At 68.0% G+C, this 25111-nt stretch carries 23 protein-coding genes; 11 read left to right on the forward strand and 12 right to left on the reverse strand.

Annotated features, from left to right (window positions below):
• Window positions 1–299: 299 nt before the first annotated feature.
• Window positions 300–1508 carry an MFS transporter gene (locus ABD210_RS30870; RefSeq protein WP_344116372.1) on the reverse strand — a complete coding sequence of 403 codons (1209 nt, stop codon included), beginning with the start codon at window positions 1506–1508 and terminating at the stop codon, window positions 300–302.
• Window positions 1509–1671: 163 nt separating this feature from the next.
• Here ABD210_RS30870 and ABD210_RS30875 point away from each other — a divergent pair, with 163 nt between their 5' ends.
• The 8 genes from ABD210_RS30875 (at window position 1672) to ABD210_RS30910 (ending at window position 11987) form a co-directional block, all read left to right on the forward strand.
• Complete coding sequence (locus ABD210_RS30875) at window positions 1672–3036, forward strand: glutamine synthetase family protein (RefSeq protein ID WP_344116374.1); 1365 nt, start codon at window positions 1672–1674, stop codon at window positions 3034–3036.
• Window positions 3017–3754 carry a gamma-glutamyl-gamma-aminobutyrate hydrolase family protein gene (locus ABD210_RS30880; RefSeq protein WP_344116376.1) on the forward strand — a complete coding sequence of 246 codons (738 nt, stop codon included), beginning with the start codon at window positions 3017–3019 and terminating at the stop codon, window positions 3752–3754. Before ABD210_RS30875 ends, ABD210_RS30880 begins: the two co-directional genes overlap by 20 nt.
• Entirely contained in the window at window positions 3751–5106 is a 1356-nt protein-coding gene (locus tag ABD210_RS30885; protein WP_344116378.1) for an aldehyde dehydrogenase family protein, read from the forward strand. The genes ABD210_RS30880 and ABD210_RS30885 overlap by 4 nt, the downstream gene beginning before the upstream one ends.
• Before the next feature lie 3 nt (window positions 5107–5109).
• Entirely contained in the window at window positions 5110–5892 is a 783-nt protein-coding gene (locus ABD210_RS30890; RefSeq protein ID WP_344116380.1) for a 3-oxoacyl-ACP reductase, read from the forward strand.
• 66 nt (window positions 5893–5958) lie between these two features.
• Complete coding sequence (locus ABD210_RS30895; RefSeq protein ID WP_344116383.1) at window positions 5959–6708, forward strand: FadR/GntR family transcriptional regulator; 750 nt, start codon at window positions 5959–5961, stop codon at window positions 6706–6708.
• Window positions 6709–6817: 109 nt separating this feature from the next.
• Window positions 6818–8371 (forward strand): amino acid permease, encoded by a 1554-nt coding sequence (locus ABD210_RS30900; RefSeq protein WP_344116385.1) that lies wholly within the window; start codon window positions 6818–6820, stop codon window positions 8369–8371.
• Window positions 8372–8661: 290 nt separating this feature from the next.
• Window positions 8662–11430, forward strand: coding sequence for an AAA family ATPase (locus ABD210_RS30905; protein WP_344116387.1), 2769 nt, complete (start codon window positions 8662–8664; stop codon window positions 11428–11430).
• Window positions 11431–11759: 329 nt separating this feature from the next.
• A complete protein-coding gene (locus ABD210_RS30910) occupies window positions 11760–11987 on the forward strand; it encodes an SCO4848 family membrane protein (RefSeq protein ID WP_344116389.1) in 228 nt (75 codons plus the stop codon).
• On the opposite strand, the gene ABD210_RS30915 is transcribed toward ABD210_RS30910, so the two are convergent.
• Window positions 11977–12768 (reverse strand): AraC family ligand binding domain-containing protein, encoded by a 792-nt coding sequence (locus ABD210_RS30915; protein WP_344116391.1) that lies wholly within the window; start codon window positions 12766–12768, stop codon window positions 11977–11979. The two genes, ABD210_RS30910 and ABD210_RS30915, sit on opposite strands and share 11 nt — an antisense overlap.
• A gap of 83 nt (window positions 12769–12851) precedes the next feature.
• Between ABD210_RS30915 and ABD210_RS30920 the strand changes: the two genes are divergently transcribed.
• Window positions 12852–13685, forward strand: a complete 834-nt coding sequence (locus ABD210_RS30920; RefSeq protein WP_344116394.1) for a M55 family metallopeptidase — start codon at window positions 12852–12854, stop codon at window positions 13683–13685.
• A 12-nt stretch (window positions 13686–13697) separates the two neighbouring features.
• On the opposite strand, the gene ABD210_RS30925 is transcribed toward ABD210_RS30920, so the two are convergent.
• Window positions 13698–14009, reverse strand: a complete 312-nt coding sequence (locus tag ABD210_RS30925) for a hypothetical protein (RefSeq protein ID WP_344116395.1) — start codon at window positions 14007–14009, stop codon at window positions 13698–13700.
• Between the two features lie 69 nt (window positions 14010–14078).
• Here ABD210_RS30925 and ABD210_RS30930 point away from each other — a divergent pair, with 69 nt between their 5' ends.
• On the forward strand, window positions 14079–14510 hold the full coding sequence (locus tag ABD210_RS30930; RefSeq protein WP_344116396.1) for a DUF2000 family protein: 432 nt from the start codon (window positions 14079–14081) through the stop codon (window positions 14508–14510).
• A 270-nt stretch (window positions 14511–14780) separates the two neighbouring features.
• On the opposite strand, the gene ABD210_RS30935 is transcribed toward ABD210_RS30930, so the two are convergent.
• From ABD210_RS30935 to sdhC, 4 genes are read right to left on the reverse strand one after another with little or no spacing between them, the layout of a single operon-like run.
• On the reverse strand, window positions 14781–15485 hold the full coding sequence (locus ABD210_RS30935) for a succinate dehydrogenase iron-sulfur subunit (RefSeq protein ID WP_344116398.1): 705 nt from the start codon (window positions 15483–15485) through the stop codon (window positions 14781–14783).
• The gene (gene sdhA / locus ABD210_RS30940; protein WP_344116400.1) at window positions 15485–17227 is read right to left on the reverse strand and encodes a succinate dehydrogenase flavoprotein subunit; all 1743 of its coding nucleotides are present in this window, start codon (window positions 17225–17227) and stop codon (window positions 15485–15487) included. The genes ABD210_RS30935 and sdhA overlap by 1 nt, the downstream gene beginning before the upstream one ends.
• A gap of 13 nt (window positions 17228–17240) precedes the next feature.
• Window positions 17241–17702: a succinate dehydrogenase hydrophobic membrane anchor subunit gene (locus tag ABD210_RS30945; protein WP_344116402.1), complete on the reverse strand. Its 462-nt coding sequence runs from the start codon at window positions 17700–17702 to the stop codon at window positions 17241–17243.
• A gap of 1 nt (window position 17703) precedes the next feature.
• Window positions 17704–18081, reverse strand: a complete 378-nt coding sequence (sdhC, locus tag ABD210_RS30950; RefSeq protein WP_344116404.1) for a succinate dehydrogenase, cytochrome b556 subunit — start codon at window positions 18079–18081, stop codon at window positions 17704–17706.
• Between the two features lie 282 nt (window positions 18082–18363).
• On the opposite strand from sdhC, the gene ABD210_RS30955 reads away from it, so the two are divergent.
• Window positions 18364–19179, forward strand: coding sequence for an MBL fold metallo-hydrolase (locus ABD210_RS30955; RefSeq protein ID WP_344116407.1), 816 nt, complete (start codon window positions 18364–18366; stop codon window positions 19177–19179).
• A 94-nt stretch (window positions 19180–19273) separates the two neighbouring features.
• Here ABD210_RS30955 and ABD210_RS30960 read toward each other — a convergent pair whose 3' ends face one another.
• The 5 genes from ABD210_RS30960 to ABD210_RS30980 all read right to left on the reverse strand — a co-directional run bounded on the left by ABD210_RS30960 (window position 19274) and on the right by ABD210_RS30980 (window position 24965).
• Window positions 19274–20389: a glycosyltransferase gene (locus ABD210_RS30960; protein WP_344116409.1), complete on the reverse strand. Its 1116-nt coding sequence runs from the start codon at window positions 20387–20389 to the stop codon at window positions 19274–19276.
• A complete protein-coding gene (locus tag ABD210_RS30965; RefSeq protein ID WP_344116411.1) occupies window positions 20386–21510 on the reverse strand; it encodes a glycosyltransferase family 4 protein in 1125 nt (374 codons plus the stop codon). Before ABD210_RS30965 ends, ABD210_RS30960 begins: the two co-directional genes overlap by 4 nt.
• Window positions 21511–21726: 216 nt before the next feature.
• On the reverse strand, window positions 21727–22638 hold the full coding sequence (locus ABD210_RS30970; RefSeq protein WP_344116413.1) for a carbohydrate ABC transporter permease: 912 nt from the start codon (window positions 22636–22638) through the stop codon (window positions 21727–21729).
• 1 nt (window position 22639) lies between these two features.
• Window positions 22640–23539, reverse strand: a complete 900-nt coding sequence (locus ABD210_RS30975; protein ID WP_344116415.1) for a carbohydrate ABC transporter permease — start codon at window positions 23537–23539, stop codon at window positions 22640–22642.
• 82 nt (window positions 23540–23621) lie between these two features.
• Entirely contained in the window at window positions 23622–24965 is a 1344-nt protein-coding gene (locus ABD210_RS30980; RefSeq protein ID WP_344116417.1) for an extracellular solute-binding protein, read from the reverse strand.
• Window positions 24966–25111 lie beyond the last annotated feature (146 nt).

A 25111-nucleotide genomic window follows, 5' to 3' on the forward strand; every position in this document is an offset into this window, starting at 1 on the left:
GGGCGGCCGGATCAGCCGATTTTGAGCGTCATTCCGCTAAGTGAAAAGGCGTTCACTGTCCGTCTAGTGCCAAGGCAGTACTGCGCCTACTCCGTCCGCCCCCGCCGCCCCCGCGGCTCCTCCGTCACAGCTCACAACAGCGGGGCGGTCGTCGGCTCGGCTAATCCCGAGGCCGGGCGGTCCGCGGCCCTGATCCGCCGTGGGTTACCCACCGAAATTGTGGGTTGCCCCATCAAATTACCGGCGGGCAACCCACAAGGTCAGTGGGTAACCCACAAGGTCAGCGTGCAGCCACAAGGTCAGCGGCTAACCGGGCGCGTCAGGCCGGCTGCGGTACTGCGCCTGGTCGTGCGGATGAGTTGCGCCGTCAGCAAGCAGGCGATGGCTGACAGGGCTGCGGGGATCGTGTGGCCGACGGGCCAGGAGGTGTGTTCGATGATGATCGCGAGGACCGGCGGGGTGAGAGCCGCGGCGAGGAACGCCACCGTGTTCTCCAACCCCAGTGCGGCCCCGGCGCGCTCTGGTCCGGCCAGCTCGGCGGCCACCAGGTTCGCGAGTCCGTTCCACGAGATCGCGAAGGTGGCAGCGATGACGACAACAGCCACCACCACAGGCAGCGGTGCCCAGCCGGTCCCCGCCACAGCCGCGCACCCCACCGCAGTAAGGCCAGCGATCTTCGCCAGCGGCCCTAAGCGATCCCCGACCCGATCCGACCAAGCGCCGTTCACCAGCCGTGCCACAGCGCCAGAACCCTGTGCAACCGCAAGCACCACAGCTGCCCCTGCCACCGTCATGCCCTGGCGACCGTGCAGGTATTCGACGAGCAGAGCGGTCAAAGCAAACTGCGGCACCACCAGCAAGCCAGCTACGGCGCAGATCACCCACAAGCGCCGGTCCAGTAGCACCGACGGCCGCGGCTCGTGCACGACGGCAGTAGCCCGCGCATGCGGAGCTGGCCGCATGAACAGCAGTACAGTTACTGCACCAGCAGCGCAGAAGCCCGCAAGGGACAAGTACACAACCGGTACGCCGTACGCCCGGGCGATCCCGGGCAGAGCCAATGCCGCAAGGCCGGCCCCCAGCGGCGACGAGGTCTGGCGGATCGCCATCGCCATGCCACGCCCTTCCGCGGGGAACCACTGCATGACAGCGCGCCCGCTAGCCGCGTTCACCGAAGCGCTGGTGGCTCCACCGAGCACCAGCAGCACGATCACCGCGACCAGGTGCTTCTGATAGGCGAGCAGGACCAGCACGGCCGAGGCCGACAGCATCCCCAGAGCCATTACCGGGCGTTCGCCCCAGCGGTCCGCCGCAAGTCCCCAGGGCAACACGGCCGGCACAATCCCGAGGGACACGGCCCCCAGCAGGACGCCGATCGTGCCGAGCTCGATCCCGTAGTACTCGCGAAGCGCCGGAGTGATCGAGGCGAGGCCCTGCGCCGCGGCGGCTCCAGCGGTCATGGCGAACAACCCGACGCACAGCACGACCCACCGGTAGGAAGCCTTCACCCGACCGATGCTAGGACACGATGTCCAAAATAAGAGACCACTATCTCAACGATAGAGACGCTGCCGCCAAGCGCGCCGGCGGAGTTGACAGCAGTCGACGCCCGCGGCCTACGATTGCTTTAATGGACTGACAGCAGACCAATAGAATTCACCGGGAGCGACAGTGGCCTCTGAGACCGGCAAGCTGACCGTGCAGGCACTCCGAGACCGGGTCGCGGCCGGTGGGGTCGACACCGTGCTGGTCGCCATCACCGACATGCAGGGGCGGCTCCAGGGAAAGCGGTGCGGGGCGCGCTACTTCATCGAGGAGGTGCTCGCGCACGGGACCGAGGGGTGCAACTACCTGCTCGCAGTCGACGTGGACATGAACACCGTCGACGGCTACGAGATGTCCTCCTGGGAGCGTGGCTACGGCGACCTGCTGATGGCTCCGGACCTCGACACGTTGCGCCTGCTGCCCTGGCTCGAGGGCACCGCGATGGTGATGTGCGACGTGCAGTGGCTGGACGGTACGCCGATGCCCGCCTCGCCACGGCAGATCCTCAAGGCCCAGCTCGACAGGCTCGCCGAGCGCGGGTTGAAGGCGTACGTCGGCACCGAGCTCGAGTTCATCGTCTTCAACGACACCTTCGAGTCCGCCTGGGACAAGTCCTACCGCCACCTCGAACCGGCGAACCAGTACAACGTCGACTACTCACTCCTCGGTACTGCGCGGATCGAGCCGCTGCTGCGGGACATCCGCAACTCGATGGAGAGCGCGGGGATGTATGTCGAGTCGGCCAAGGGCGAGTGCAACCTCGGCCAGCACGAGATCGCCTTCCGGTACGACGAGGCGCTGGCGACCTGCGACAACCACTCGATCTACAAGACCGGGGCCAAGGAGATTGCGGCCAAGCACGGCAAGAGCCTCACTTTCATGGCCAAGTACGACGAGCGCGAGGGCAACTCGTGCCACATCCACCTGAGCTTCCGCTCCGACGAGGGCGACGCCGTGCTGGCGGGTGACCGCGAGCACGGCTTCTCCGAGTTGATGGAGCAGTTCATCGCCGGCCAGCTCGCATGCCTGCCCGAGTTCACCTATCTGCTGGCCCCGAACATCAACTCCTACAAGCGTTTCGTGGCCGGGAGCTTCGCGCCGACGGCGGTCGCCTGGGGGCTCGACAACCGCACCTGCTCGCTGCGGGTGGTGGGACACGGTGAGTCGCTGCGGGTGGAGAACCGCCTGCCCGGTGGCGACGTGAACCCCTATCTCGCGGTCGCCGCGTTGATCGCCGCCGGGCTGCACGGGATCGAGAACGAGTTGGAGCCGGAGCCGATCTTCGAGGGCAACGCCTACACCTCGGACAAGCAGCACGTGCCGACCACCCTGCGCGAGGCGTCGGCCTTGTTCGGCGGGTCGAAGATCGCTCGTGAGGCGTTCGGCGACGAGGTGGTGGACCACTACACCAACGCGGCCCGGGTCGAGCTCGACGCGTACGACGCAGCTGTCACCGACTGGGAGCGCATCCGTGGCTTCGAACGCCTCTGAGGTCCACGCCGGCAGACCGCACATCGGCATCACCACCTACCTGGAACCCACGATCTGGGGAGTGTGGGAGCGCGACGCCGCCCTGCTGCCGCGCGTCTACCTCGACTCCGTCGTCGCGGCGGGCGGCATACCGCTGTTGTTGCCGCCGGTCGGCACCGACCCGACCGTGCTCGACCTGCTGGACGGGCTGGTGATCGCCGGCGGGTGCGACGTCGATCCAGGCTCGTACGACGCAGTGCCGCATCCGGAGACGGTTGGCACCCGGCCAGGACGCGATGAGCACGAGTCGGTGTTGATCCGCGCCGCACTGGAACAGGACTTACCGTTGCTGGCGATCTGCCGCGGTCTGCAGATCCTGAACGTCACGCTCGGCGGAACACTCCAGCAGCATCTGCCGGACGCCGTTGCCCACGACGAGCATCGCCCGTCGCCTGCTGTGTTCGGCCAGACCGAGGTCAAGGTCGAGCCGGACACTTTGACCGGGCGGCTGTTCGGCGATCGTGCCACCGTGCACTGCTATCACCACCAGGCCCTGGACGTGGTTGCGCCGAGCCTGCAGGTGACTGCCCGCGCCGGCGACGGGACCGTCGAGGCAGCCGAGGTCATCGGTCACGCCTTCGCGCTCGGTGTGCAGTGGCATCCCGAGGAGAACCCCGACGACCTCAGGCTCTTCACCGCCCTCCTGGAGGCGGCTTCGACAAGGAGAACAACCCGGTGACGTATGACGTGATCAACCCCGCTACGGAGAAGGTGGTCCGGACGATCTCGCCGGCCTCCGAGCAGGACACGGATGCGGCGATCGCCCGCGCGGCCGAGGCTTTCACCACCTGGCGGGCGGTGAGTCCGGCCGATCGTGGCCGGCTGCTGCGGCGTTTCGCGGACGCGGTGGATGCGGATCTGGACAACCTCGCGCAGTTGGAGGTGGAGAACGCCGGGCACACGATCGGCAACGCCCGCTGGGAGGCGGGCAACGTCCGCGACGTGCTCACCTACTACTCGGCGGCACCCGAGCGCCTGTTCGGCAAGCAGATCCCTGTTGCCGGGGGCATCGATCTCACCTTCTCCGAGCCGCTCGGCGTCGTCGGCGTCATCGTGCCGTGGAACTTCCCGATGCCCATCGCCGGCTGGGGTTTCGCGCCCGCGCTCGCGGCGGGCAACACCGTAGTACTGAAGCCGGCTGAGCTGACTCCGTTGACCGCGCTGCGGCTGGGGGAGCTTGCCCTGGAGGCAGGATTGCCGGCCGGCGTGCTGGAGATCGTGCCGGGCGCGGGGACCGTGGTGGGACAACGGTTCGTGACGCACCCCGCAGTACGGAAGGTCGTCTTCACCGGGTCGACCGGGGTCGGCAAGCAGATCATGGCCGGCTGCGCGGAGCAGGTGAAGCGGGTGACGCTCGAGCTCGGCGGGAAGTCCGCGAACATCGTGTTCGCCGATTCGGAGCTGGACAAGGCCGCGGCCCAGGCGCCGTACGGCGTGTTCGACAACGCCGGCCAGGACTGCTGTGCGCGGTCGCGGATCCTGGTCGAGCGATCGGTGTACGACCGGTTCATGGAGTTGCTGGAGCCGGCGGTGAAGTCCTTCAAGGTCGGCGATCCAGCTGATCCCGCGAGCGAGATGGGCCCGCTGATCTCGGCGAAGCAGCGGGACCGGGTCGCGGCGTACACCCAGGAGGACGTGGCCTTCCGGGGCTCGATGCCCGAGGGACCCGGGTTCTGGTTCCCGCCGACCGTGCTGGCGCCGGGATCGCCTGACGCGCCGGCTGTGCGGGAGGAGATCTTCGGCCCGGTGGTCGCGGTGGTCCCGTTCGAGGATGAGGCCGACGCGCTGCGGATCGCGAACGACTCGCAGTACGGGCTGTCCGGGTCGATCTGGACGCGTGACATCAGCCGCGCGATCAGGGTCGGTCGCGGGGTCGAGGCAGGCAACCTGTCGATCAACTCGCACTCGTCGGTGCGGTACTCGACGCCGTTCGGCGGGTACAAGCAGTCCGGGCTCGGCCGCGAGCTCGGGCCGGACGCGCTGGACGCGTTCACCGAGACCAAGAACATCTTCATCTCCACGGAGGACTGATCCATGACAGACGACGTCAAGGCGCATCGGCTCGAAAACCGCGTCGCGGTGGTCACGGGCGGGGCGAGTGGGATCGGTCTGGCCAGTGTCCGGCGGCTCGCGGCCGAGGGCGCCAAGGTCGTCGTCGGAGACCTCGACCCGGCAGCCGGCAAGGCCGCCGCGGACGAGGTCGGCGGCCTGTTCGTGCCGACCGATGTGACGAACGAGTCGGAGGTGGACAACCTCTTCCGGCAGGCCTTCGAGACCTTCGGCAGTGTCGACATCGCCTTCAACAACGCGGGCATCTCGCCGCCCGAGGACGGCTCGATCCTGGAGACCGGCCTGGAGGCCTGGCGCAAGGTGCAGGAGGTCAACCTCACCTCGGTCTACCTGTGCTGCAAGACCGTGATCCCGTACATGCAGCGCCAGGGCAAGGGCTCCATCATCAACACCGCGTCCTTCGTCGCCGTGATGGGCGCGGCGACCTCGCAGATCTCGTACTCCGCGTCGAAGGGCGGCGTGCTCGCGATGAGCCGTGAACTGGGCGTCGAGTTCGCCCGGCAGGGCATCCGGGTGAACGCCGTGTGCCCGGGGCCGGTGAACACCCCGCTGCTGAAGGAGCTCTTCGCCACCGACGTCGAGCGGGCCAACCGCCGGCTCGTGCACGTGCCCATGGGGCGGTTCGGTGAGCCGGAGGAGATCGCCGCGGCGGTCGCGTTCCTGGCCAGCGACGACTCGTCCTTCATCACCGCCAACACCTTCCTCGTCGACGGCGGTATCTCGGGGGCCTACGTCACGCCGCTCTGACGACCTCCCGCGGCGGCGGGCGGGGGCTGTCCTACCCTGAGGTGAGCAACGGGGAAGAGGTGGCAGGTGACAGGCGGTGCGGTGGTCGAGCCAGCGGGAGTCAGCGGGGCGGACGAGGCGTTGTTCCGGCCGGTCCGGACCGGCAACCCGTTCGAGGAGACCGTCGAACGGTTGCTGCAGGCAATCAAGTTGGGCGTCGTCGCCCCCGGCGACCGGCTGCCGTCCGAACGCGACCTGGCCGCCCGCCTCAACGTCAGCAGAGTCACGCTCCGGGAGGCGATCCGGGCCCTGACCGAGTCCGGGTACGTCGAGTCGCGCCGCGGCCGGTACGGCGGTACGTTCGTCAACGAGCGGCTCCCCAAACCGCGCCGGGTGACGCCGAAGCAGCTCAGCCGCGAGTTGAGCGGTGGGATCGACGACGCGCTGGTGCTCCGTTCGGCCCTGGAGACAGGAGCCGCCGAGGCTGCCGCCTTGCGGGAGTTGAGCGAGGCCGAGATCGACCATCTGCGGCGTTGTCTGGTGGAGACCTCGTCGGCGCGGCTCGCGGACTACCGGCGGATGGACTCGCGCCTTCATCTGGCGATCGCCGAGGTCAGCGGTTCTGCGTCGCTGACGTCGGCGACGGCCGAGGTCAGGATGCGGTTGAACGAACTGCTGGACGCGATCCCCCTGCTGGAGGTCAACCTCGGGCATTCGAACCGGCAGCACGAGGCGATCGTCGAGGCGATCCTGGCCGGCGATCCGGAGGCTGCCCGACGCGCGATGCAGGAACACCTGTCCGGCACAGCCGCCCTGCTCCGCGGGTTCCTCGCCTGATTCCTTGACAGCGGTTGTGGTGCATGTCTCAATGGGGGTTCAAAGGTCTGTGTGAAGACCATTGGTTCGATCGCGCCGTCACTCCGCCGGCAGTACCGAGGAGGCCCTCGTGAGCAAGGACAACAGCATCGGGCAGCAGGCGGGAGTGCCCGCGGCATCATCGAGTGAGGACGAGAAACGCCTGCACCAGTTGGGTTATGCGCAGGAACTGTCCCGGACGATGTCCGGCTTCTCGAACTTCGCCGTGTCCTTCACCATCATCTCGATCCTGTCCGGCTGCCTGACCCTCTACGGGTTCGGGATGAACACCGGCGGCCCGGTGATGATCGTCTGGGGCTGGCCGATCGTCGGCCTGATGACGTTGCTGGTCGGGCTGGCGATGGCAGAGGTCTGCTCGAGCTATCCGACCGCCGGCGGCCTGTACTACTGGTCCGCCAAGCTCGCGCCTTCCAACGGGGCGGCCTGGTCGTGGTTCACCGGCTGGTTCAACTTCCTCGGCCAGGTCGCTGTGACAGCGGGCATCGACTTCGGTGCGGCCTTCTTCCTGAATGCCTTGCTGGACTTGCAGTTCGGCTTCTCGGCGACACCCGGTCACACCATCTTGCTGTTCGGCCTGATCCTGCTGGTGCACGCGTTGCTGAACTCGCTCGGCGTCAAACTGGTGGCCCGACTCAACGACATCAGCGTCTGGTGGCACATCGTCGGCGTCATCTTCATCGTCGCCGTGCTGGCGATCGTGCCCGACCACCACCAGTCGGCCGGCTTCGTGTTCGGGCACTTCGTCAACAACACCGGCTGGGGTTCCACCTTCTACGTCGCGCTGCTCGGCCTGCTGCTCGCGCAGTACACCTTCACCGGTTATGACGCCTCCGCGCACATGACCGAGGAGACTCACGATGCCGCGCGATCCGGGCCGCGCGGCATCGTGATGTCGATCCTCGTCTCGCTGGTGGCCGGCTGGGTGCTGCTGATCGGCCTGACGTTCGCCATCCAGAGCTACGACGGCGCGCTGAACAGCGACATCGGCGTGCCACCGGCGCAGATCTTCATCGACGCGGTCGGCTCTTCGCTCGCCAAGGTGCTGCTGTTGGTCGTGGTCGGTGCGCAACTGTTCTGCGGGATGTCCTCGGTCACCGCGAACTCGCGGATGATCTACGCGTTCTCCCGCGACGGCGCGCTGCCCGGGTCGAAGTTCTGGCACAAGATCAACCCCGGCACCCGGACGCCTACCAACGCGATCTGGCTGGCGGCCGCCGGAGCGTTCCTGCTCGGCCTGCCGTACCTTTGGAACGCGACGGCGTACGCGGCGGTCACCTCCATCGCGGTGATCGGGCTCTACATCGCCTATGTGCTGCCGACACTGCTACGGCTGCTGCAGGGCGACCGGTTCAAGCCCGGTCCGTGGAACCTCGGCCGTTGGAGCAAGCCGATCGGTGTGGTCGCGATCATCTGGGTCGCGTTCATCACCGTGCTGTTCATGCTGCCGCAGGTCAGTCCGGTCAGCGGGAGCACGTTCAACTACACGCCCATCGCGGTCCTGGTCGTTCTCGGATTCGCCGGGATCTGGTGGCTCGTCTCGGCGCGACACTGGTTCACCGGTCCGAAGGTCCAGGGCAGCGAGGAGGAACTCGCCGCGATCGAACGCGACCTCGAGTCGATCTGATCGCACCGGGTTCTCCCCAGCACCGGGTTCTCCCCAGCACCGGGTTCTCCCCAGCACCGGGTCGGCGCCGCGCAGGCGCCGGCCCGGTCGTGCTTTGTGCGCCAGGCCGCTTTCGGAGCGGCTTTCGCGGGCGACACGCCGGGCGTGTGCGCGCCACCGAACGTGGGCACGCGTGAACAGATAGGTCACGAGGTGATGGCCGGAGGGTTTCTTTATGTGACACTCGCCGTGTCCGTTGGCACTCGACTGTGATGTGGGCGAAGGTAATCCTTCGGGGAGAATGTGGATCGATGACTGACGACGAGCTGGTCGGGCGCGCCGGACTGGTCGAGCGTGCGCGCGAGCAGCTCGTGACCAGCGGCAGCGTCCTGCTGTACGGGCCTACCGGGATCGGTAAGTCCGCAGCCGGCCGTGCCCTGGTCGCGGATCGCACGCGGGCCGGTTGTCGGGTGCTGAGCGCTGCCCCGTCGCAGAGCGAGGCGGGTCTGCCGTATGTCACGCTCCTCGACCTGCTGTCGAACCAGCTCGAACTCGCCTGGCAGGTGCTGCCGGACCATCTGCGGCAACCGCTGGAGGTCGCGCTGCTCAAGGCCAGCGCGCCTGACACCGTGAGGGACGAGCTGGCCGTGCGCTTGGCAGTGCTGCATGTACTGCGGCGCCTGGCGGCGTCCGGGCCGGTGCTGCTCGTGGTGGACGACATCCAGTGGGTCGACCCGTCGAGCCTGGAAGTGCTGACGTTCTGCGCGCGCCGGTTGACCGAAGGCGTGCAAGTGCTCGCCACAGAGCAGGTGGCCGACGGGGATCTCCCGATCATGGCAGAGGCCTGCCCTGAGCCGGTGCTGCAGCTGGAGGTCCCCCCGCTGACCGAGCCCGACGTACTGTCGCTGCTGCGGCAGAGGCTGTCCAGCCCGCTCCCGGTGCGCACGGCCCGGCGGATCTTCACCGCCAGTGCCGGCAACCCGTTCATGGCGCTGGAGCTGGGTCGGGCCGTGCTGCGACACCCGCAAGGGGTCTCGCCGAACGACCCGCTGCCGGTGTCGAGCCGTCTGAAGACCTTGCTCGGAGACAGGTTGTCGGACCTGAGCCCCGCCACTCACGAGGTGCTCCTGCACGCCGCGTCGTCGCCGCGCCCGACCACGGGTCAGCTCAGCCAGTCAGTCGGTCGTCCGGTCGACGCAGAGCTTGCCGAGGCCGAGGGGCTCGGGCTGATCGATGTCACCGAGCAGCGGTTGCGGTTCACGCATCCGCTGCTCAGGGAGTTCGTGTACGCCGAGGCGACGTCCGCGGCTCGTCGGCAGGTCCACGCACAGTTGGCCGCAGCGGTCGACGAGCCGGTGGAGAACGCCACGCACCGAGCGCTGGCCACTCAGGAGGCGGATGCGGACCTGGCGACCACCATCGAGGCGGCCGCCGCCGTGGCTGGGCAGCGGGGCGCTCTCGGCGCGGCAGCGACCTTGTGGCGACTTGCTGCCGAGCGCACTCCGGCTGAGCAGCGGGACGAGCGAGCCCGGCGCCTGACCCGTGCTGCGGATGACGCTGCGGCCGCAGGGCACCTCGCGGAGTCCGCCGACACGGCGCGACTCGCAGTACAGGCTGCGACCAGTCCAGAGACCAAGGTGGCGGCGTTGCTGCTGCTGGTGGATGCCGCCTGGCCCGAGCGGGAGCAGCGGCTCGCGTTGCTGGCCGAGGCGTTCGAGGCGGCCGCTGGGGACGACCGGCTCGAGGCGCGGGTGCGGATCAGCCGCAGTACGAGCGCGTACTTCGACCGGCGGTTCGACGACGCCCGTGAGGACGCCCGGGTGGCGGAGAGACTTGCCCGCGCCTCTGGTGACATCGAGGCCGTGGTGGATGCGTTGAGCGCGGCCAGCTCGATCCAGATCGCCGCCGGGGGTGGGCACACCTCCGACGAACTGCTGGAGCAGGCGGCCGAGCTTGCGATCGGGCTGCCGCTCACCAAGACCGTGATGGGCGCGCGCCAGATGGCGGCAATGCGGGAGCTGTTCCGCGGCCGGACCGACGAGGCGATCACGGCGATCAATGCGCTGGTCGCGGAGGTCCGGGCCGGTGGGGCGATCCGCTGGCTGGCGTCCGCACTGATCTCGGCGACCGCGATCTACGAGCGCAGCGGCCACGGCGCGGAGGCACTCGCCGCCGGCCACGAGTGCTACCAGCTCCTGCAGGACATCGGCGACGAGACCGAGGTGGGGCTGGTGGTCGCGAGCCGTGCCGAGTGGGCCGGTGGCACGGCGGCGATGGCGCGCGAGCTGGCCGAGGCGGCGCTCGAAGGCGTGCGGGTGGTCGGCAACGACGAATGGACGGGTCCGGCGCTCGCAAGTCTGGGCATGGTCGGCGTCCTGACCGGCGATCCCCAGCGGGCTGTCGAGGCCTTCGACGCGATCGCGGAGTCCGGCGAGGCCGCGATGCCGTATGACCCGGCGGTGATCCCGTGGCATGCGGACTATGCCGAGGGCCTGGTCGCCGCTGGTCGGCTGGACGACGCGGCCGCCCTGATCCGGGAGATCCGCGAGCGCGCTGAGACCTTGGATCGTGGCGTGGTCCGGGTCGGACTGGCTCGTTCCGAGGCTCTCCTGATCGCGAAACAAGGCGATCCGGCCGCCGCTCTGGAGCTGCTGGAGAAGACCATCACCACAGCGGGCGACCGGGTGTACCCGCTCGATATCGCCCGCTGCGAGCTGACGAGGGGGCGGGTCGCCCGGCAGGCCCGTCGCCGTTCGGTGGCGCGCACCGCCTTCCTGGACGCGATCGAGCAGTTCGAGGCGTACGGAGCTCCCGCCTGGCGCGAGGTGGCGGAGACCGAGCTGGCGCGACTCGACGTACCGAGCCGGAGCCGGCAACCGTCCGAGCTGACAGACAACGAGTTGCAGATCGTCGCGATGGTCCGCGACGGATCGACCAACCGCGAGATCGCGGCGGCGCTCTACCTCAGCGTGAAGGCGGTCGAGTCGCAGCTGACCAGGCTGTACCGCCGCTTCGGCGTCGCCAATCGCACCCAGCTGCTCCGCACCGTCGACCGCGGCGGACCGGACCTCACCCGCTGACCCCACCCCGCCGGCCGACCTCGCCTGGAATCACAGCAGCGTCCGAACAACCGCGGGGCACGACCCCGGGTTCTTCGGACGCAAGTAGGGAGATCGCGCGTGCGGGCTCTGTGCGAGCATCGTGCGGGCTCCGTGCGGGTTCCGCGCAGAGGGAAACCCTTGTCGTGACCCGTCAGTAGCGTCGATCGTCTTGCCCGGCCGAACGCCGATCAGCCAGCCTCGGTCTCACGTAGAGAGCTCGCCCCTCGGTCGGGGCGGCCGAGTGAGGCGCGGCCGCCCCGCTACGCAGTACTGCGTAGCTCTCCGAGCCGGGGGACTAGCCTGATGGTGTGAGACTCGAACGCAAGCACGCACTGATCCTGATCGGCATCGCCGTCTGGAACGTCGTCACCTACGTGACCTTCATCAAGAACCTGGCCGGCACCTCGGGCCGCCCGACCGGGTACTACGTCGCCCACACCGTGCTGATCATCGTGAACCTGCTGATCGCCGCGCTGCTCGGCACCTGGGGCTACCGCGCCTACAAGGCGTCCCGAGAGGCGAACGTCAAGGTCTGACGAAACGGCTGGGGGAGACGCCGAGCATCTTCCGGAAGTGCCGGTTGAGGTGCGACTGGTCGTAGAAGCCGGCCAGTGTGGCGACCTCCGCTGCCGGCCGTCCCTCCAGCAGGTAGCGCCTGGCCAGGTCCACCCGTCGGCCGGTCAGGTAACGATGCGGCGGCATCCCGTACTCCCGACTGAACGCCCGCACCAGATGCGCGGGGTGCGCGTGAACAAGTTTCGAGGCCTCATCCAGCGTGATCCCGGTCGGCAGATGCCCGTCGAGCACCTCGCGCAACCGGCTCGCCACGCCCGCATCGCGTTGGTCCGTCGGATCGGTGACCCGTTTCCGCAGGTGCTGCTCGAGCCGCTCCTCGATCAGCGTCAACCGACTCTGCGCCTCCAACTCCTCTCGCCCGTCCGCCAGTACGCCGTGCAACTGGTGGATGCGGCGGCGCAGCATCGGATCCACCAGTTCGGGCTGATCCACCGCCGCGCCGACCAGGCCATCGCCCAGCCGGTCCGGCTCCAGGTACAACACCCGCTTGCGGAACCCCTCGGGTCGTACCGATCGGCCGTCGTGCGGCACGTTCGGCGGTAACAGGGACACCTGCGCCTGCGCCAATCCGTGCTCGCGGTGATCCAGGTCGTACTGGACCACACCCTCGTCCACGATCAGCACGGTCCACGCGTCGTGGGTGTGACTCGGGTACGCATGCGACGGGAAGTATGCGTGCAGCACCTCGACGACCCCGCCGATCCCGGGTCGCCAGGCCCTGACCTGCGCGCCACCGCTCATAGTTCAGAACATACCCTCGGGATCGCAACGGGATCGCGGCGGCGAAGGTGCCGCTGGCCCCGGCGAAGCGGAGAGGCGGAGGGTTGAAGGTCTACATCAGCGCGGACATGGAAGGCATCACCGGCCTGGTCGACGCGGAGGACGTCCAGCCGCCGGGCCGCGACTACGAACGCGGCCGGGTGATGATGACCGAGGACGTGAACGCGGCGATCCGTGGCGCCTACCAGGCCGGCGCGACGTCCGTCCTGGTGAACGACGCGCACGGCCCGATGCGCAACCTGCTGCCGGAACTGCTCGAACCCCGCGCCATCCTCATCAAGGGCCGCCCGAAGCCGATGGGGATGATCGAGGGCCTGACCCCGGAGTACGACGCCGTCCTCTGCCTCGGCTTCCACGCGCGTGCCGGGGTGCTCGGCGTACTCAGCCACAGCTTCATGGGCCACGAGATCGAAGACATCTGGCTCGACGACCAGCCCGTCGGCGAGATCGGCCTGCTGCACGCCGCCGCCGCGTCGCTGGGTGTTCCAGTCGCCCTGCTCACCGGCGACGACACGGCCTGCGCCGAGATGACTGCCTGGGACCCGTCGGTCGCCACGGTCCCCGTCAAGTACGCCAAGGACCGCTTCGCCGCCCAACTGGTTCCCGTCGCCCAAGCCCGCGCCGCGATCGAATCCACCACCGCCACGGCCCTCGGCAACCTACCGATCGTCTCCGCCGACACGGTCGCCACTCACGACCTGACCGTCCGCTGGCAGTCCGCCTCGGTCGCCTCCCATCTCCCGGCCATCCCCGGCGTCAAGAAACTCGACGACCGCACCATCACCGTCGCGGCGACCCCCATGCCCGACCTTTACCGCCTTTTCTGCCTCTTCCTACGTGTAGCGACCGCCGTAACCTCCAACCCGCCTTACTGCTGAAACCGCTGAAAGCTAGCGGCTGAGCAGCAGGCGTAGGGCCGGAGGCAGTTCCAGGCCGGCGCTGAGTCGTTGCCAGGCTCGGGAGAAACCGTCGGGAGAGTTGGTGCCCAGTTTGCCGGGGAAGCGGGCGCGGAGGGCGAACGCGAGGATCGTGATGATCAATTGGCCGAGGGCGAACAACACGATGCCGACGGTCATCCGGGCAGCTGAACCGCCTGTGGCCTCGTTGTAGAGGATCCACAGCACTCCCGCCAGCCAGAGCGCGAAGCCTGCGAGGTACGCCGCCGCCAGCAGCCTGCTTCTTGGTGCCTCTGACCAGTCCATGGGCGTAAGTATGGGGTCTGTTTAAAACGTACAAGACCCGGTGCTGCTCGAGCGGGCAGGCTTGGTCTTGTGGACAACGAAGCTGTGCCGATCAGGTTCGATACGAAGATCGCGGTGCTGCTGAGGGACGACCTGCCGGTCTGGCAGCGGTTGAATGTGACCGCGTTTCTGGTGAGTGGGCTGGCGGCGACCAAGCCCGAGTTGGTGGGCGAGCCGTACGAGGACGCCGACGGGACGCAGTACCTGCCGATGTTCCGGCAGCCGGTGCTCGTGTTCGAGGGGTCCAAGGAGTTCATGTCCGTGGCCCACGGCCGGGCCCTGAGCCGGGAGATCCCGGTCTCCGTCTTCACTTCGGATCTGTTTGCCACCGGCAACGACCGGGACAACCGCGCCGCCGTACGAGCCGTGTCACAAGACCAGCTCGACCTGGTCGGGCTGGCCCTGCACGGCCCCAAGAACGCCGTGGACAAGATCCTCAAAGGCTCGAGAATGCATCCCTAGCGGCGCGAATCTTCCGGTACCGGACGCCGCGTGACGAGGTGGCAGGAATCGCAACGTCCGAAGAACCGAGGGGCAGGACCCCCTGTTCTTCGGACGCAAGGAAGGTTCGCGAATGCATCCCTAGCGGCGCGAATCTTCCGGTACCGGACGCCGCGTGACGAGGTGGCAGGGGTCGCAACGTCCGAAGAACCGAGGGGCAGGACCCCCTGTTCTTCGGACGCAAGGGAAGCGAAGGAAAGCGAAGGGAAGCGAAGGGAAGGGGAGGACAGCTCAGACGCGGCGGAAGATCAGGGCTCGCTTGACTTCCTGGATGGCCTTGGTGACCTCGATGCCGCGGGGGCAGGCCTCGGTGCAGTTGAAGGTGGTCCGGCAGCGCCAGACGCCCTCCTTGTCGTTCAGGATCTCCAGTCGCTGCTCGGTGCCCTCGTCACGGCTGTCGAAGATGAACCGGTGCGCGCCGACGATCGCCTGCGGCCCGAAGTACTGGCCGTCGGACCAGAAGACCGGGCAGGACGTCGTGCAGGCGGCGCAGAGGATGCACTTGGTGGTGTCGTCGAAGCGTTCCCGGTCGGCCTGGGACTGGATCCGCTCCCGGGTCGGCTCGTGACCGCTGGTGACCAGGAACGGCATGATGGAGCGGTACGCGTCGAAGAACGGCTCCATGTCGACGACCAGGTCCTTGAGCACCGCCAGGCCCTTGATGGGCTCGACGGTGATCTCCTTGTCCGGGTTCAGGTCCTTGATCAGCGTCTTGCAGGCCAGCCGGTTGCGGCCGTTGATCCGCATCGCGTCCGAACCGCAGACGCCGTGCGCGCAGGAGCGCCGGAAGGTCAGCGTGCCGTCCTGCTCCCACTTGATCTTGTGCAGCGCGTCCAGCACGCGGTCGCCCGGCTGCAGCGTGACCGAGTAGGTCTTCCACTCCGCGTCCGGGGTGACCTCGGGGTTGTACCGAAGGATCTTGACCTTGACGTCCATCAGTACTTGCGCTCCATCGGCTTGTAGCGGGTCTGGACCACCGGCTTGTAGTCCAACCGGATATTGAGGTTGCCCTCGGCATCGACCGACCTGTAGGCCATCGTGTGCCGCATGAAGTTCACGTCGTCGCGCTTGTCGTAGTCCTCGCGGAAGTGGCCGCCGCGCGACTCCTTGCGGGCCAGCGCCGACACGACCAGCACCTCGGCCAGGTCGAGCAGGAAGCCGAGCTCGACGGCCTCGAGCAGGTCGGTGTTGAACCGTTTGCCCTTGTCCTGCACGGCGACCTGGCTGAACCGCTGCTTCAGCGCCTCGATGTCGGTCAGCGCCTGCTTCAGTGAACCCTCGGTCCGGTAGACCTGCGCGTTGATGTCCATGGTGGCCTGCAGGTCCGACCGGATCGCGGCCACCCGCTCCCCGCCGGTGGCGTTGCGCATGCCCTCGATCAGCTCCACCACGAAGGTCTCCGGGGCGTCCGGAAGTTCTTCGAACTCGACCGTTGCCGCGTAGTCCGCGGCGGCGATCCCGGCGCGCCGGCCGAAAACGTTGATGTCGAGCAGCGAGTTGGTGCCGAGCCGGTTCGCGCCGTGCACGGAGACGCAGGCGACCTCGCCCGCGGCGTACAGGCCGGGGATGACGTCCTCGTTGTTGGCGAGCGCCTCGCCCTGGATGTTGGTCGGGATGCCGCCCATCGCGTAGTGCGCGGTCGGGAAGACCGGGATCTGCTCGGTGTACGGCTCGACGCCCAGGTAGGTGCGGGCGAACTCGGTGATGTCCGGCAGCTTCGCGTCGATGTGCGCGGGCTCGAGGTGGGTCAGGTCGAGCATCACGTAGGCGCCGTCCGGCCCGCAGCCGCGGCCTTCCCGTACTTCGTTCGCCATCGCCCGGGCGACCATGTCGCGCGGCGCCAGGTCCTTCACGGTCGGCGCGTAGCGCTCCATGAAGCGCTCGTTGTCCTTGTTCCGCAGGATGCCGCCCTCACCGCGGGCGGCCTCCGACAGCAGCACGCCGAGGCCGGCGAGGCCGGTCGGGTGGAACTGGAAGAACTCCATGTCCTCCAGTGGCAGGCCCTTGCGCCAGACGATGCCCATCCCGTCGCCGGTCAGCGTGTGCGCGTTCGAGGTGGTCCGGAAGACCTTGCCGAAGCCGCCCGAGGCGAACACGATCGACTTGGCAGAGAAGATGTGCAGCTCGCCGGTCGCCAGCTCGTAGGCGACCACGCCGGTCGCCTTGCCTGCCACCATCAGCAGGTCGAGCACGTAGAACTCGTTGAAGAACTCGACGTTCTGCTTGATGCACTGCTGGTAGAGCGTCTGCAGGATCATGTGGCCGGTGCGGTCGGCCGCGAAGCAGGACCGGCGTACTACGGCCTCGCCGTGGTTTCGGGTGTGTCCGCCGAAGAAGCGCTGGTCGATCTTGCCCTCGGCCGTCCGGTTGAACGGCAGACCCATCTTCTCCAGGTCGAGCACCGCGTCGACGGCCTCCCGGCACATCACCTCGGCCGCGTCCTGGTCGACCAGGAAGTCGCCACCCTTGACCGTGTCGAAGGTGTGCCACTCCCAGTTGTCCTCCTCGACGTTGGCCAGGGCCGCGCACATGCCGCCCTGGGCCGCGCCGGTGTGGGACCGGGTCGGGTAGAGCTTGGTGAGCACCGCGGTGCGGGTCCGCTTGCTGGACTCCAGCGCGGCGCGCATACCGGCCCCACCCGCGCCCACGATCACCACGTCGTACTGATGCTGCTGCATCTGAGAACTGTCCTTACTTGCAGACCGACAGCGTTGAGCTGGGGTCGAGGCAGGGGTCAAAGGTGAAGATGACCAGGGTGCCGAGCACCACGATCACGATCGTGGCGGTGATCAGCAGGGCCTTGAGCCAGAACCTGGTCTGGTCCTTCTCGGCGTAGTCGTTGATGATCGTGCGCATCCCGTTGGTGCCGTGCAGCATCGCCAGCCACAGCATCAGCAGGTCCCAGACCTGCCACAGCGGGTTGGCCCACTTGCCGGCCACGAAGCCGAAGTCGAGCGCGGTGATCCCGCCGCCCAGCATCAGGTTCACGAACAGGTGGCCGAGCACGAGGACGACCAGGGCGAGGCCGGACAGCCGCATGAACAGCCAGCTGTACAGCTCGAAGTTGGTCTGGCCGGACCGGTTCCGGCCGCCGCCCTTGAGTGAGCGGGCGCGGCTGGAGGAGCGCGGTTGGGCGATCTCAGGCGTCGTCATCTCAACTCCCGAACACGTGTGTCAGGTGCCGGATCACGAACGGCACGAACAACACGAGCCAGACCACCCCGACGCCGATCATCAGCTGCCGCTGGTAGCGCGGCCCGCGGGCCCAGAAGTCCACCAGGATCAGCCGGATGCCGTTGAAGGCGTGGAACAGGATGGCGCCGACCAGCCCGACCTCCATCAACCCGACGATCGGGTTCTTGTAGGTCCCGATCACCTCGTTGTAGGCCTCCGGGGAGACCCGCACCAGGGCGGTGTCGAGGACGTGCACCAGGAGGAAGAAGAAGATCCCGACGCCGGTGATCCGGTGCGCGACCCAGGACCACATGCCTTCGTGGCCGCGGTACAGGGTGCCGGGTGGTTTGCTGGGCAAACCGGTCCTCCGATCGGACGACAGACCAGAGCCGGGGATCGCGGCGATTCCGGGGCGTCAGAAGGGCAATGGGGCCGCGGTCGGCTCGGCCCGGCAGGGAACCAGGCCGTTCTTGATGCTATCGCCGCCGCACCGCTCTGCTGGCCCGCTCACGTGTGACATCGCTCTCGGAGACGTCGCAGGGATCGGGGTGGCCCGCCGATCCGCCCGGCGATTGGACCGGACAGGCGACCTGCCGACGGCTTAGCGTGACTTCAGACACCAATTCTGGAGGGGATCACGGTGAGTTTCTGGATCTGCGAAACGTGTGCGGTCGAGCACTCCGAGCAAGTGGGGGTGTGCGCGATCTGCGCCGACGAGCGCCAGTGGGTGCCCGCCGACGGGCAGCACTGGACCACCCTGGAGGAGCTGTCCGCCGCCGGGTACACGGTGAAGGTGAAGGACGTCGAGCCGGGGCTGTACGGCATCACCTCCGAGCCGGGCGCGGGGATCGGCCAGCAGTCGATGCTCGTCCAGACCCCGGAGGGCAACCTGCTCTGGGACCCGATCGGCTATCTGGACGACGACGCCGTCAGCCGGGTCCGGGAGCTGGGCGAGGTCGTCGCCGTGATCGCGAGCCACCCGCACATGTACGGCGTCCAGGTCGAGTGGAGCCACCGGCTCGGCGACGTACCGGTCTATGTGTCCGAGGCGGACGCTGATTGGGTCGCCCGGCAGGACCCGGTGATCCGCACCTGGTCCGGCACGCTGGACCTGCTCCCCGGCATCACCCTGATCCAGCCCGGCGGGCACTTCCCGGGTAGCGCGGTGGTGCACTGGGCGGAAGGTGCCGAGGGCAACGGAGTGATCCTGGCCGGCGACACCATCTTCGCGAACCCGGACCGTACCTCGGTCAGCTTCATGCGCAGCTACCCGAACCGCATCCCGTTGTCCGGCGCCGTCGTGGACCGCGTCGCCAAGGCACTCGACGTCTTCTCCTACGACCGCCTCTACGGCAACTTCGGCGCCAGCATCCCCACCGATGCCCGCTCGGTGGTGCGCCGCTCCGCGGACCGCCACGCCGCCTGGGTTCGAGGCGACTACGACCACCTGACCTGACCCTGACCTGACCACGGCTGGACTCTCGGCAGACCAGGGCGTCCACCTGCGTCAGCTCCGGCGTACGCGGCAAGCCGTCGAGCGGGAGACCCGATCAAGCGACCGAGCGACCACTCGACGCGGTCAGGCGGGTGTGGAGAGCCAGCATGTGCCGGACGGACGTGTTCCAGTCGTAGTTCTCAGCTCGACGCCGGGCAGCCGTACGCCGGTCCACAGCAGGCTGGGCTGCCAGGTCCAGTACTGCGTTCGCGAGCGCGAACGGCGTTGCGGGGGCCCAGCGACCGCAGCTGGAGTCGACCAGCTCGCGAGCGCCACCCGTGTCCGCGGTGACCACAGGGGTCCCCGCTGCCAGCGCCTCCAGTACTGCGAGGCCGAACGTCTCGCCCGGGCAGACCGACAGGGCCACGTCCGCCTCGGCGAGGTGGCGGGCCAGCTTGGTCCGGCCGTCGACGTACCCGTGGAAGAAGACCGGAGCGCGGCCCGCGATCGCGATGAGCTCGTCCAGGTGGGGCCCCGAGCCGTACACGTCGAGCCGCATCGGCACGCCGCGTCGGTGGAGCTCGGCCGCGGTGGCGACCGCCAGGTGTGGGCTCTTCTCCCGGGACAACCTGCCCGCGTGGACGAGCTTCAGGATGCCGTCGTCGGTGGGTATGCCGAGCGACGGGTGGAACGTGTCTAGGTCCACGCCGAGCGGGATCCGGACCAGCGGGGTGGTGACCTCGTCGAACTCTGCCGCCGCGTAGCGGGAGGTGACCACCACAGCGTCGTACGTGCGGCTCAGCAGGCGGTAGAGCGCGCTCACCCCGGCGGCTACGCCCAGCTGCCGGCCGGTGCGCAGGGACAGCATCGCGTCCAGGCGTTCGTGGCTGAAAAGGACCGAGCCGATGCCGTTGCGGCGGGCCCACCTTGCCACGGGCAACAAAGTGGACTTGTCCGAAATCTCGACGGTCGACGGCCGGAACCGCTCGAGTGCCTCGATCACCCGCCAGGGATCGGTGATCAGGCGGTAGCCGCCGCCGACCTTCGGCGCCTTCATCCGGACCACCGTGCCGGCTACGGTCTCGGTGACGCTGTCGCGCTCGCCCGGCGTGACCAGGATGCGCTCGGCACCGGCTTCGCAGTATCCCCGACCCAGGTGCTCGATCGCGGTGCGCATGCCACCTGAGGTCGGACCGACGAAGTTCGCCAACTGGGCGATCCGCAGTGTCATGCGACCCGCCGGACGGCAGCGACCTCGCGGAGTACTTCGACGTAGTGGCGGTCCACCAGGTCGTCGACCACCGCCGGCCACGTTCGCGTCTGGACCCTGCTGAGCCCGGCGGCTGCCATCGCCTTGCGGGCTTCGGAGTTGTCCAGCAGGTGTGCGACGGCCTGTCGGAGCGAGCCGGCCAGACCGGGCTCGAAGAGCAGGCCGGTCTCTCCGTGCCGGATGAGGTCGAGCGGACCACCTGCGCCCGGCCCGACCGTGGCGACGCCGGAGGCCTGTGCCTCCTGGATGGTCTGGCAGAACGTCTCGTGCTCGCCGGTGTGTACGAACACGTCCAGACCGGCGAAGATCGCGGCCAGGTCCTCACCCCGGCGCATCCCCAAGAAAGTTGCTTGAGGCAAGGAGCTCTCCAGCGAGGCCCGATCCGGGCCGTCGCCGACCACCACCACCTGACAGTCGAGCTCGCTCAGTTCGGCGAGCCGCCGGACCTTCTTCTCCGCCGCGAGCCGGCCGACGTACCCGACGATCGGCTTGCCGTCCGGCGAGATCTCCCGGCGCCACCCCTCGTCGCGGTTGGCCGGATCGAAGAGGTCCAGGTTGACGCCGCGTCCCCAGTGGTGGACGCGCGGAACACCCGCGTGGATCAGTTGCGTCATCGAGGCGGACGACGGGGCCAGCGTCCGATCCGCGCGCGAGTGGACCCGGCGTACCCAGGCCTGCACACCGCGATCAGCCTTGGCGAACCAGGGATATTGGCGCGCGAAGCCGGCCAGGTCGGTCTGGAAGACGGCGACCGTCGGCAGCCCGAGCCGGCGCGCGCTGCGCAGCCCGTAGGCGCCGAGGATGAAGGGGGACGCCAGGTGAACGAGATCCGGTTTGAACTCGGCCATCGCCCGTTCGATCGCCGGGTCGGGCAGGCCGACCGGGAATTCTTTGTAGCCGGGGATGCCGAAGCTCCGGGCCCGGAGCACCCGGACACCGTGGTAGCTGTCGGGACCCGGGCCGGCGGCGATGATCAGCAACTGGTGCCCGTGGGCCAGCAGCCGGTCGGTGACGTGGCGAACCGTGTTCGCGACGCCGTTGATCTGCGGCAGGAAGGACTCGGCGACCATCACTATGCGCACGCTCGAAGGTTCCCGTTCCAGCATGAACCCTCGGCAACGCTCTAGTGACACCGTGTCGATTCCCTGGCGACGTATCCAGGACCCGCGGCTTGACCTGACGTCCGAACAACTGGCGGGGGATCGGGCTCCGGACGTTATGCGTCGGTAGCCGCGAGGTCACCGGGCCGTGCCACGCAGTTCTGCCGCCTGACGCGCGAAGATCGCGACCGGACCCGATCAGCCCTTCAGGCCGCTCCCGGTCACACCCTCGACGATCTGTCGCTGGAAGGCCAGGTACAGGATGATCAGCGGCAGCGCCGCGAGCATCGCACCGGCCTGGATGTCCGCGTAGCGCTGGCCGAAGCTGCCCTGGACCGTGGCGAGCCCGACCGGGATCGTCATGAGGTTCGGGTTCGACAGCACGAACAGCGGCAGGAGCAGGTTGTTCCACACCCCGACGAACGTCAGGATCGTCACCGCGGCGATCACCGGACGGGACAGCGGCAGGATGACCGACCAGTACACCTTCCAGATGTTGGCACCGTCGATGCGGGCAGCCTCCTCGAGCTCCCGCGGGATCCCGTCGAAGAACTGCTTGAAGATGAACACCGCGATCACGGCGGGCACCTGGGGGAAGATGACCGACCAGTAGGTGTTGAGCAGGTTCACCGCGCCGAGCTCCTGGAAGATCGGCACGATGAGGACCTGCCCGGGGATCATGATCCCCAAGATGATGAGCAGGAACGCGAGGTTCTGGCCGCGGAACTTGAGCCGCGACAACGCGAAGGCCGCCATCGAGGCGAACAGCACGGTCAGGATCGCGGTGATCACCGAGGTGATCCCGCTCGCCAGGTACCAGTTCCAGATGTCACCGGCCTGGAACAGCGTCGCGTAGGAATGCAGCGTCGGGTTCCAGTTCGACAGGATGTTCGTGGCCCCGAGCGCCGCCGTGCCGTTGTCGGACAGCGACGTCTTGAGCGCGAACAGGCTCGGGATGAGCCAGACGATCGCGAACACGACGAGGACGATGCCGGCGACGATGTTGAACGTCCGGCCGCTGGTGCCGACCCGGGCCGCGGTCGCCGCGGGGGCGGCCGCCGAGATCGACGAATTCCTGCGGGCACGCGGAGCAGCGTTGGTCGTTGCCATGTCAGGCCTCCTTGCGGGCTGCCGAGCGGTCGACGAGTTGTCGGATGACCGCGATGGCGATGATGACGATGAACAGGAGGACCGACGCCGCGGACGCCGCACCGATGCGGTTGTCGGTGAAGCCGGTGTTCGTGATGAGGCCGAGGGCGACCTGCGTCGAGATGCCCGGGCCGCCGCTCGTCATCAGGTAGACCTGGTCGAAGATCTTCAGGCTGGCGATGATCTGCAGCAGGATGACCAGGGTCGTCGTCCGGCGGAGGAGCGGCAGGGTGATGTACCGGATCTGGTCCCAGTTCGATGCGCCGTCTACTGCCGCCGCCTCGTAGAGCTCCCGGGGGATCTCCTGGAGGCCGGCCAGGTAGAGCACGAAGTTGAACCCCAGCGTCCACCAGACCGTCGCGATCGCGACACCGATCATCGCGGTGTTCGGACCGGCCAGCACACCGGTACCGGGGGTCAGGCCGAGCGCGCTCTGCGCGGCCGCCCAGAGCCCGGTGGCGGGCGTGAAGATGAACACCCAGATCAGCGAGATCGTCGCCGACGGCAGGATGTACGGCAGGAAGAACGCGAGGCGGAAGAACCACTGCCCGCGACGGATGCGGTTCGTCAGGACCGCGAAGACGAACGCCAGGATGACCAGCGGCGGCGTCGTGTAGATCGTGAACTGGAGCGTGTGCCACAGGGCGCTCCAGAAGTCGGCGCGGGTCAGCATCTCGGCGTAGTTCGCCAGGCCGGCGAACGAGCCGAGGCCCGGCTTCACGGTCGAGGTGTTGAAGAAGCTCGTGATGAGCATCCAGATCGTCGGGCCGATCAGGAACGCCAGGTAGAAGATCCCGAACGGCGCCAGGAAGAGCCAGGCGGAGCGATTGTCACCGCGGGCGAGCGGCGATCGGCCTTGCACGGTTGCCTTCTTCGGAACCGTCCTGAGGGGACGGCTCTCGGCGGGAGCGGCGGTCACGTCGTTGTACCTCCGGGTCCAGGGGTCAGAGCGGGCTGGGGGTGTTGAGGTACACGTTGAGCTGGTCCTTGATCGCCTTCAGCGCGCCCTGCGGTGAGAGCGACAGTTGCTGTACGAGGGCCATCTGCGCGCCGACGGTGTTCTCGAAGGTCGAGCCGGAGCCGCCGTACCACGCGGGGTCGTCGTACACGGCGTCCTTCGCGGCGGACACGTAGTCCGCCTGCGGTTCGAGCTTCTTGTACGCCGCACTGTCGAGGGTGGGTAGGTAGGCAGGCACATGCCCACCCATCGCCCACGTCTGGCTCTGGTCGAGCATCGTCTTGATGAACTCCATCGCCTGCTTGCGTTGCCCCGGAGTGCGGTTCTTCCTCGGCAGGACGAACGTGTGCGAGTCGGCCTGCGCGGCGGGCTTGTCGTAGAGCTGCGGGACCGGGACCATGCCGAACGTCAGGCCCTTGATCGACTGGGCCGTGGTGATCTCCCACTCGCCCTGCAGGTAGAAGCCCGCCTTGCCGGCGAACATCTGCGTCTGCGAACCGGCGTAGTCGAGACCCTTGTTCAGCCAGCCGTTCTTGACCCAGGTCTGGATGCGACCCAGGACGTCGTTGAACGCGGCCTCGTTGACGGAGATCTTGCTGCCGTTGTCCGCCAGGAACGGGGTCGCGTCCTTGTGCTGGTTGTAGAGCATCCAGAACACGCGCCACGGGGTCGCCGTCTCGCTGACGTTCGCGACAGTGATCGCGGTGCCGCCGGTGACCTTGCTGACGGCGGCGAGGGCCTTCTCGAACGTGTCGAGCCCGTCGAGCGGCTTGAGCTTGCCGCCGGCGTCCAGGAGCCCGGCCTTCCCGCAGACGTCCTGGTTGTAGAACATGACCAGCGGGTGGGTGTCGAGCGGGATCGCGATGGTGTTCCCGTTCGTCTGCTGTGCCGCCCATGCCTTCTGGTTGAAGTCGCTCGCCGTGAGGCCGACCGACGCGAGATCCGCGTCCGTGATGGGCTCGAGAATGTTGCCGGCGTAGAGCGGCTTCGCACGGGTCAGGTGTGCGATCGCGACGTCCGGCGGCTTGTTCCCGACGGTGGCCAGGGTCAGCTTGGAGTAGTACGGGTTGCCCCAGGCGAACGTCGTCGCCTGCAGGGACCCAGCGCCACCGTGGAGCTTGCTGTAGCCGGCCTCCATCTCCTGCATGCGGCTGCCGTCGCCGCCGCCGAAGAGGTTCCAGAAGACGAGCTGGTCCGGGTTGAGGGCGCTTCCCACCAAGCCGGCAGCGAGCGGGCTCTTCGTGCACCCCGCGAGGGCGAATGTGCCGGCGGCCGCGAGACCCGCGCCCAGCAGACTTCGTCGTGTGAATGATCCGCTACCCGTTGCCATGTGGCGACTCCTCGTCGTTCCGACAGCCTGTGGCTGCACCGTGGGGTCCGGTCATCGCGGTGGGCGTCGCTGCCCGGGGCCAGCGGTGTGTTGCGCTGATCTACATCGATGAAATAATAGCGCGTGCGCCGGCATCGGCGGATCGT

It is taken from the genome of Kribbella alba, from assembly GCF_039529635.1.
Classification (GTDB): domain Bacteria; phylum Actinomycetota; class Actinomycetes; order Propionibacteriales; family Kribbellaceae; genus Kribbella; species Kribbella alba.

Bases quoted from the DNA above. Each gene is read 5' to 3' on its own strand.
- sdhA (WP_344116400.1), bottom strand. From the start codon at position 17,227: ATGCAGCAGCATCAGTACGACGTGGTGATCGTGGGCGCGGGTGGGGCC.
- ABD210_RS30890 (WP_344116380.1), top strand. From the start codon at position 5,110: ATGACAGACGACGTCAAGGCGCATCGGCTCGAAAACCGCGTCGCGGTG.
- ABD210_RS30935 (WP_344116398.1), bottom strand. From the start codon at position 15,485: ATGGACGTCAAGGTCAAGATCCTTCGGTACAACCCCGAGGTCACCCCG.
- ABD210_RS30980 (WP_344116417.1), bottom strand. From the start codon at position 24,965: ATGGCAACGGGTAGCGGATCATTCACACGACGAAGTCTGCTGGGCGCG.
- ABD210_RS30925 (WP_344116395.1), bottom strand. From the start codon at position 14,009: ATGGACTGGTCAGAGGCACCAAGAAGCAGGCTGCTGGCGGCGGCGTAC.
- ABD210_RS30915 (WP_344116391.1), bottom strand. From the start codon at position 12,768: ATGAGCGGTGGCGCGCAGGTCAGGGCCTGGCGACCCGGGATCGGCGGG.
- ABD210_RS30960 (WP_344116409.1), bottom strand. From the start codon at position 20,389: ATGACACTGCGGATCGCCCAGTTGGCGAACTTCGTCGGTCCGACCTCA.
- ABD210_RS30905 (WP_344116387.1), top strand. From the start codon at position 8,662: ATGACTGACGACGAGCTGGTCGGGCGCGCCGGACTGGTCGAGCGTGCG.
- ABD210_RS30945 (WP_344116402.1), bottom strand. From the start codon at position 17,702: ATGACGACGCCTGAGATCGCCCAACCGCGCTCCTCCAGCCGCGCCCGC.
- ABD210_RS30970 (WP_344116413.1), bottom strand. From the start codon at position 22,638: ATGGCAACGACCAACGCTGCTCCGCGTGCCCGCAGGAATTCGTCGATC.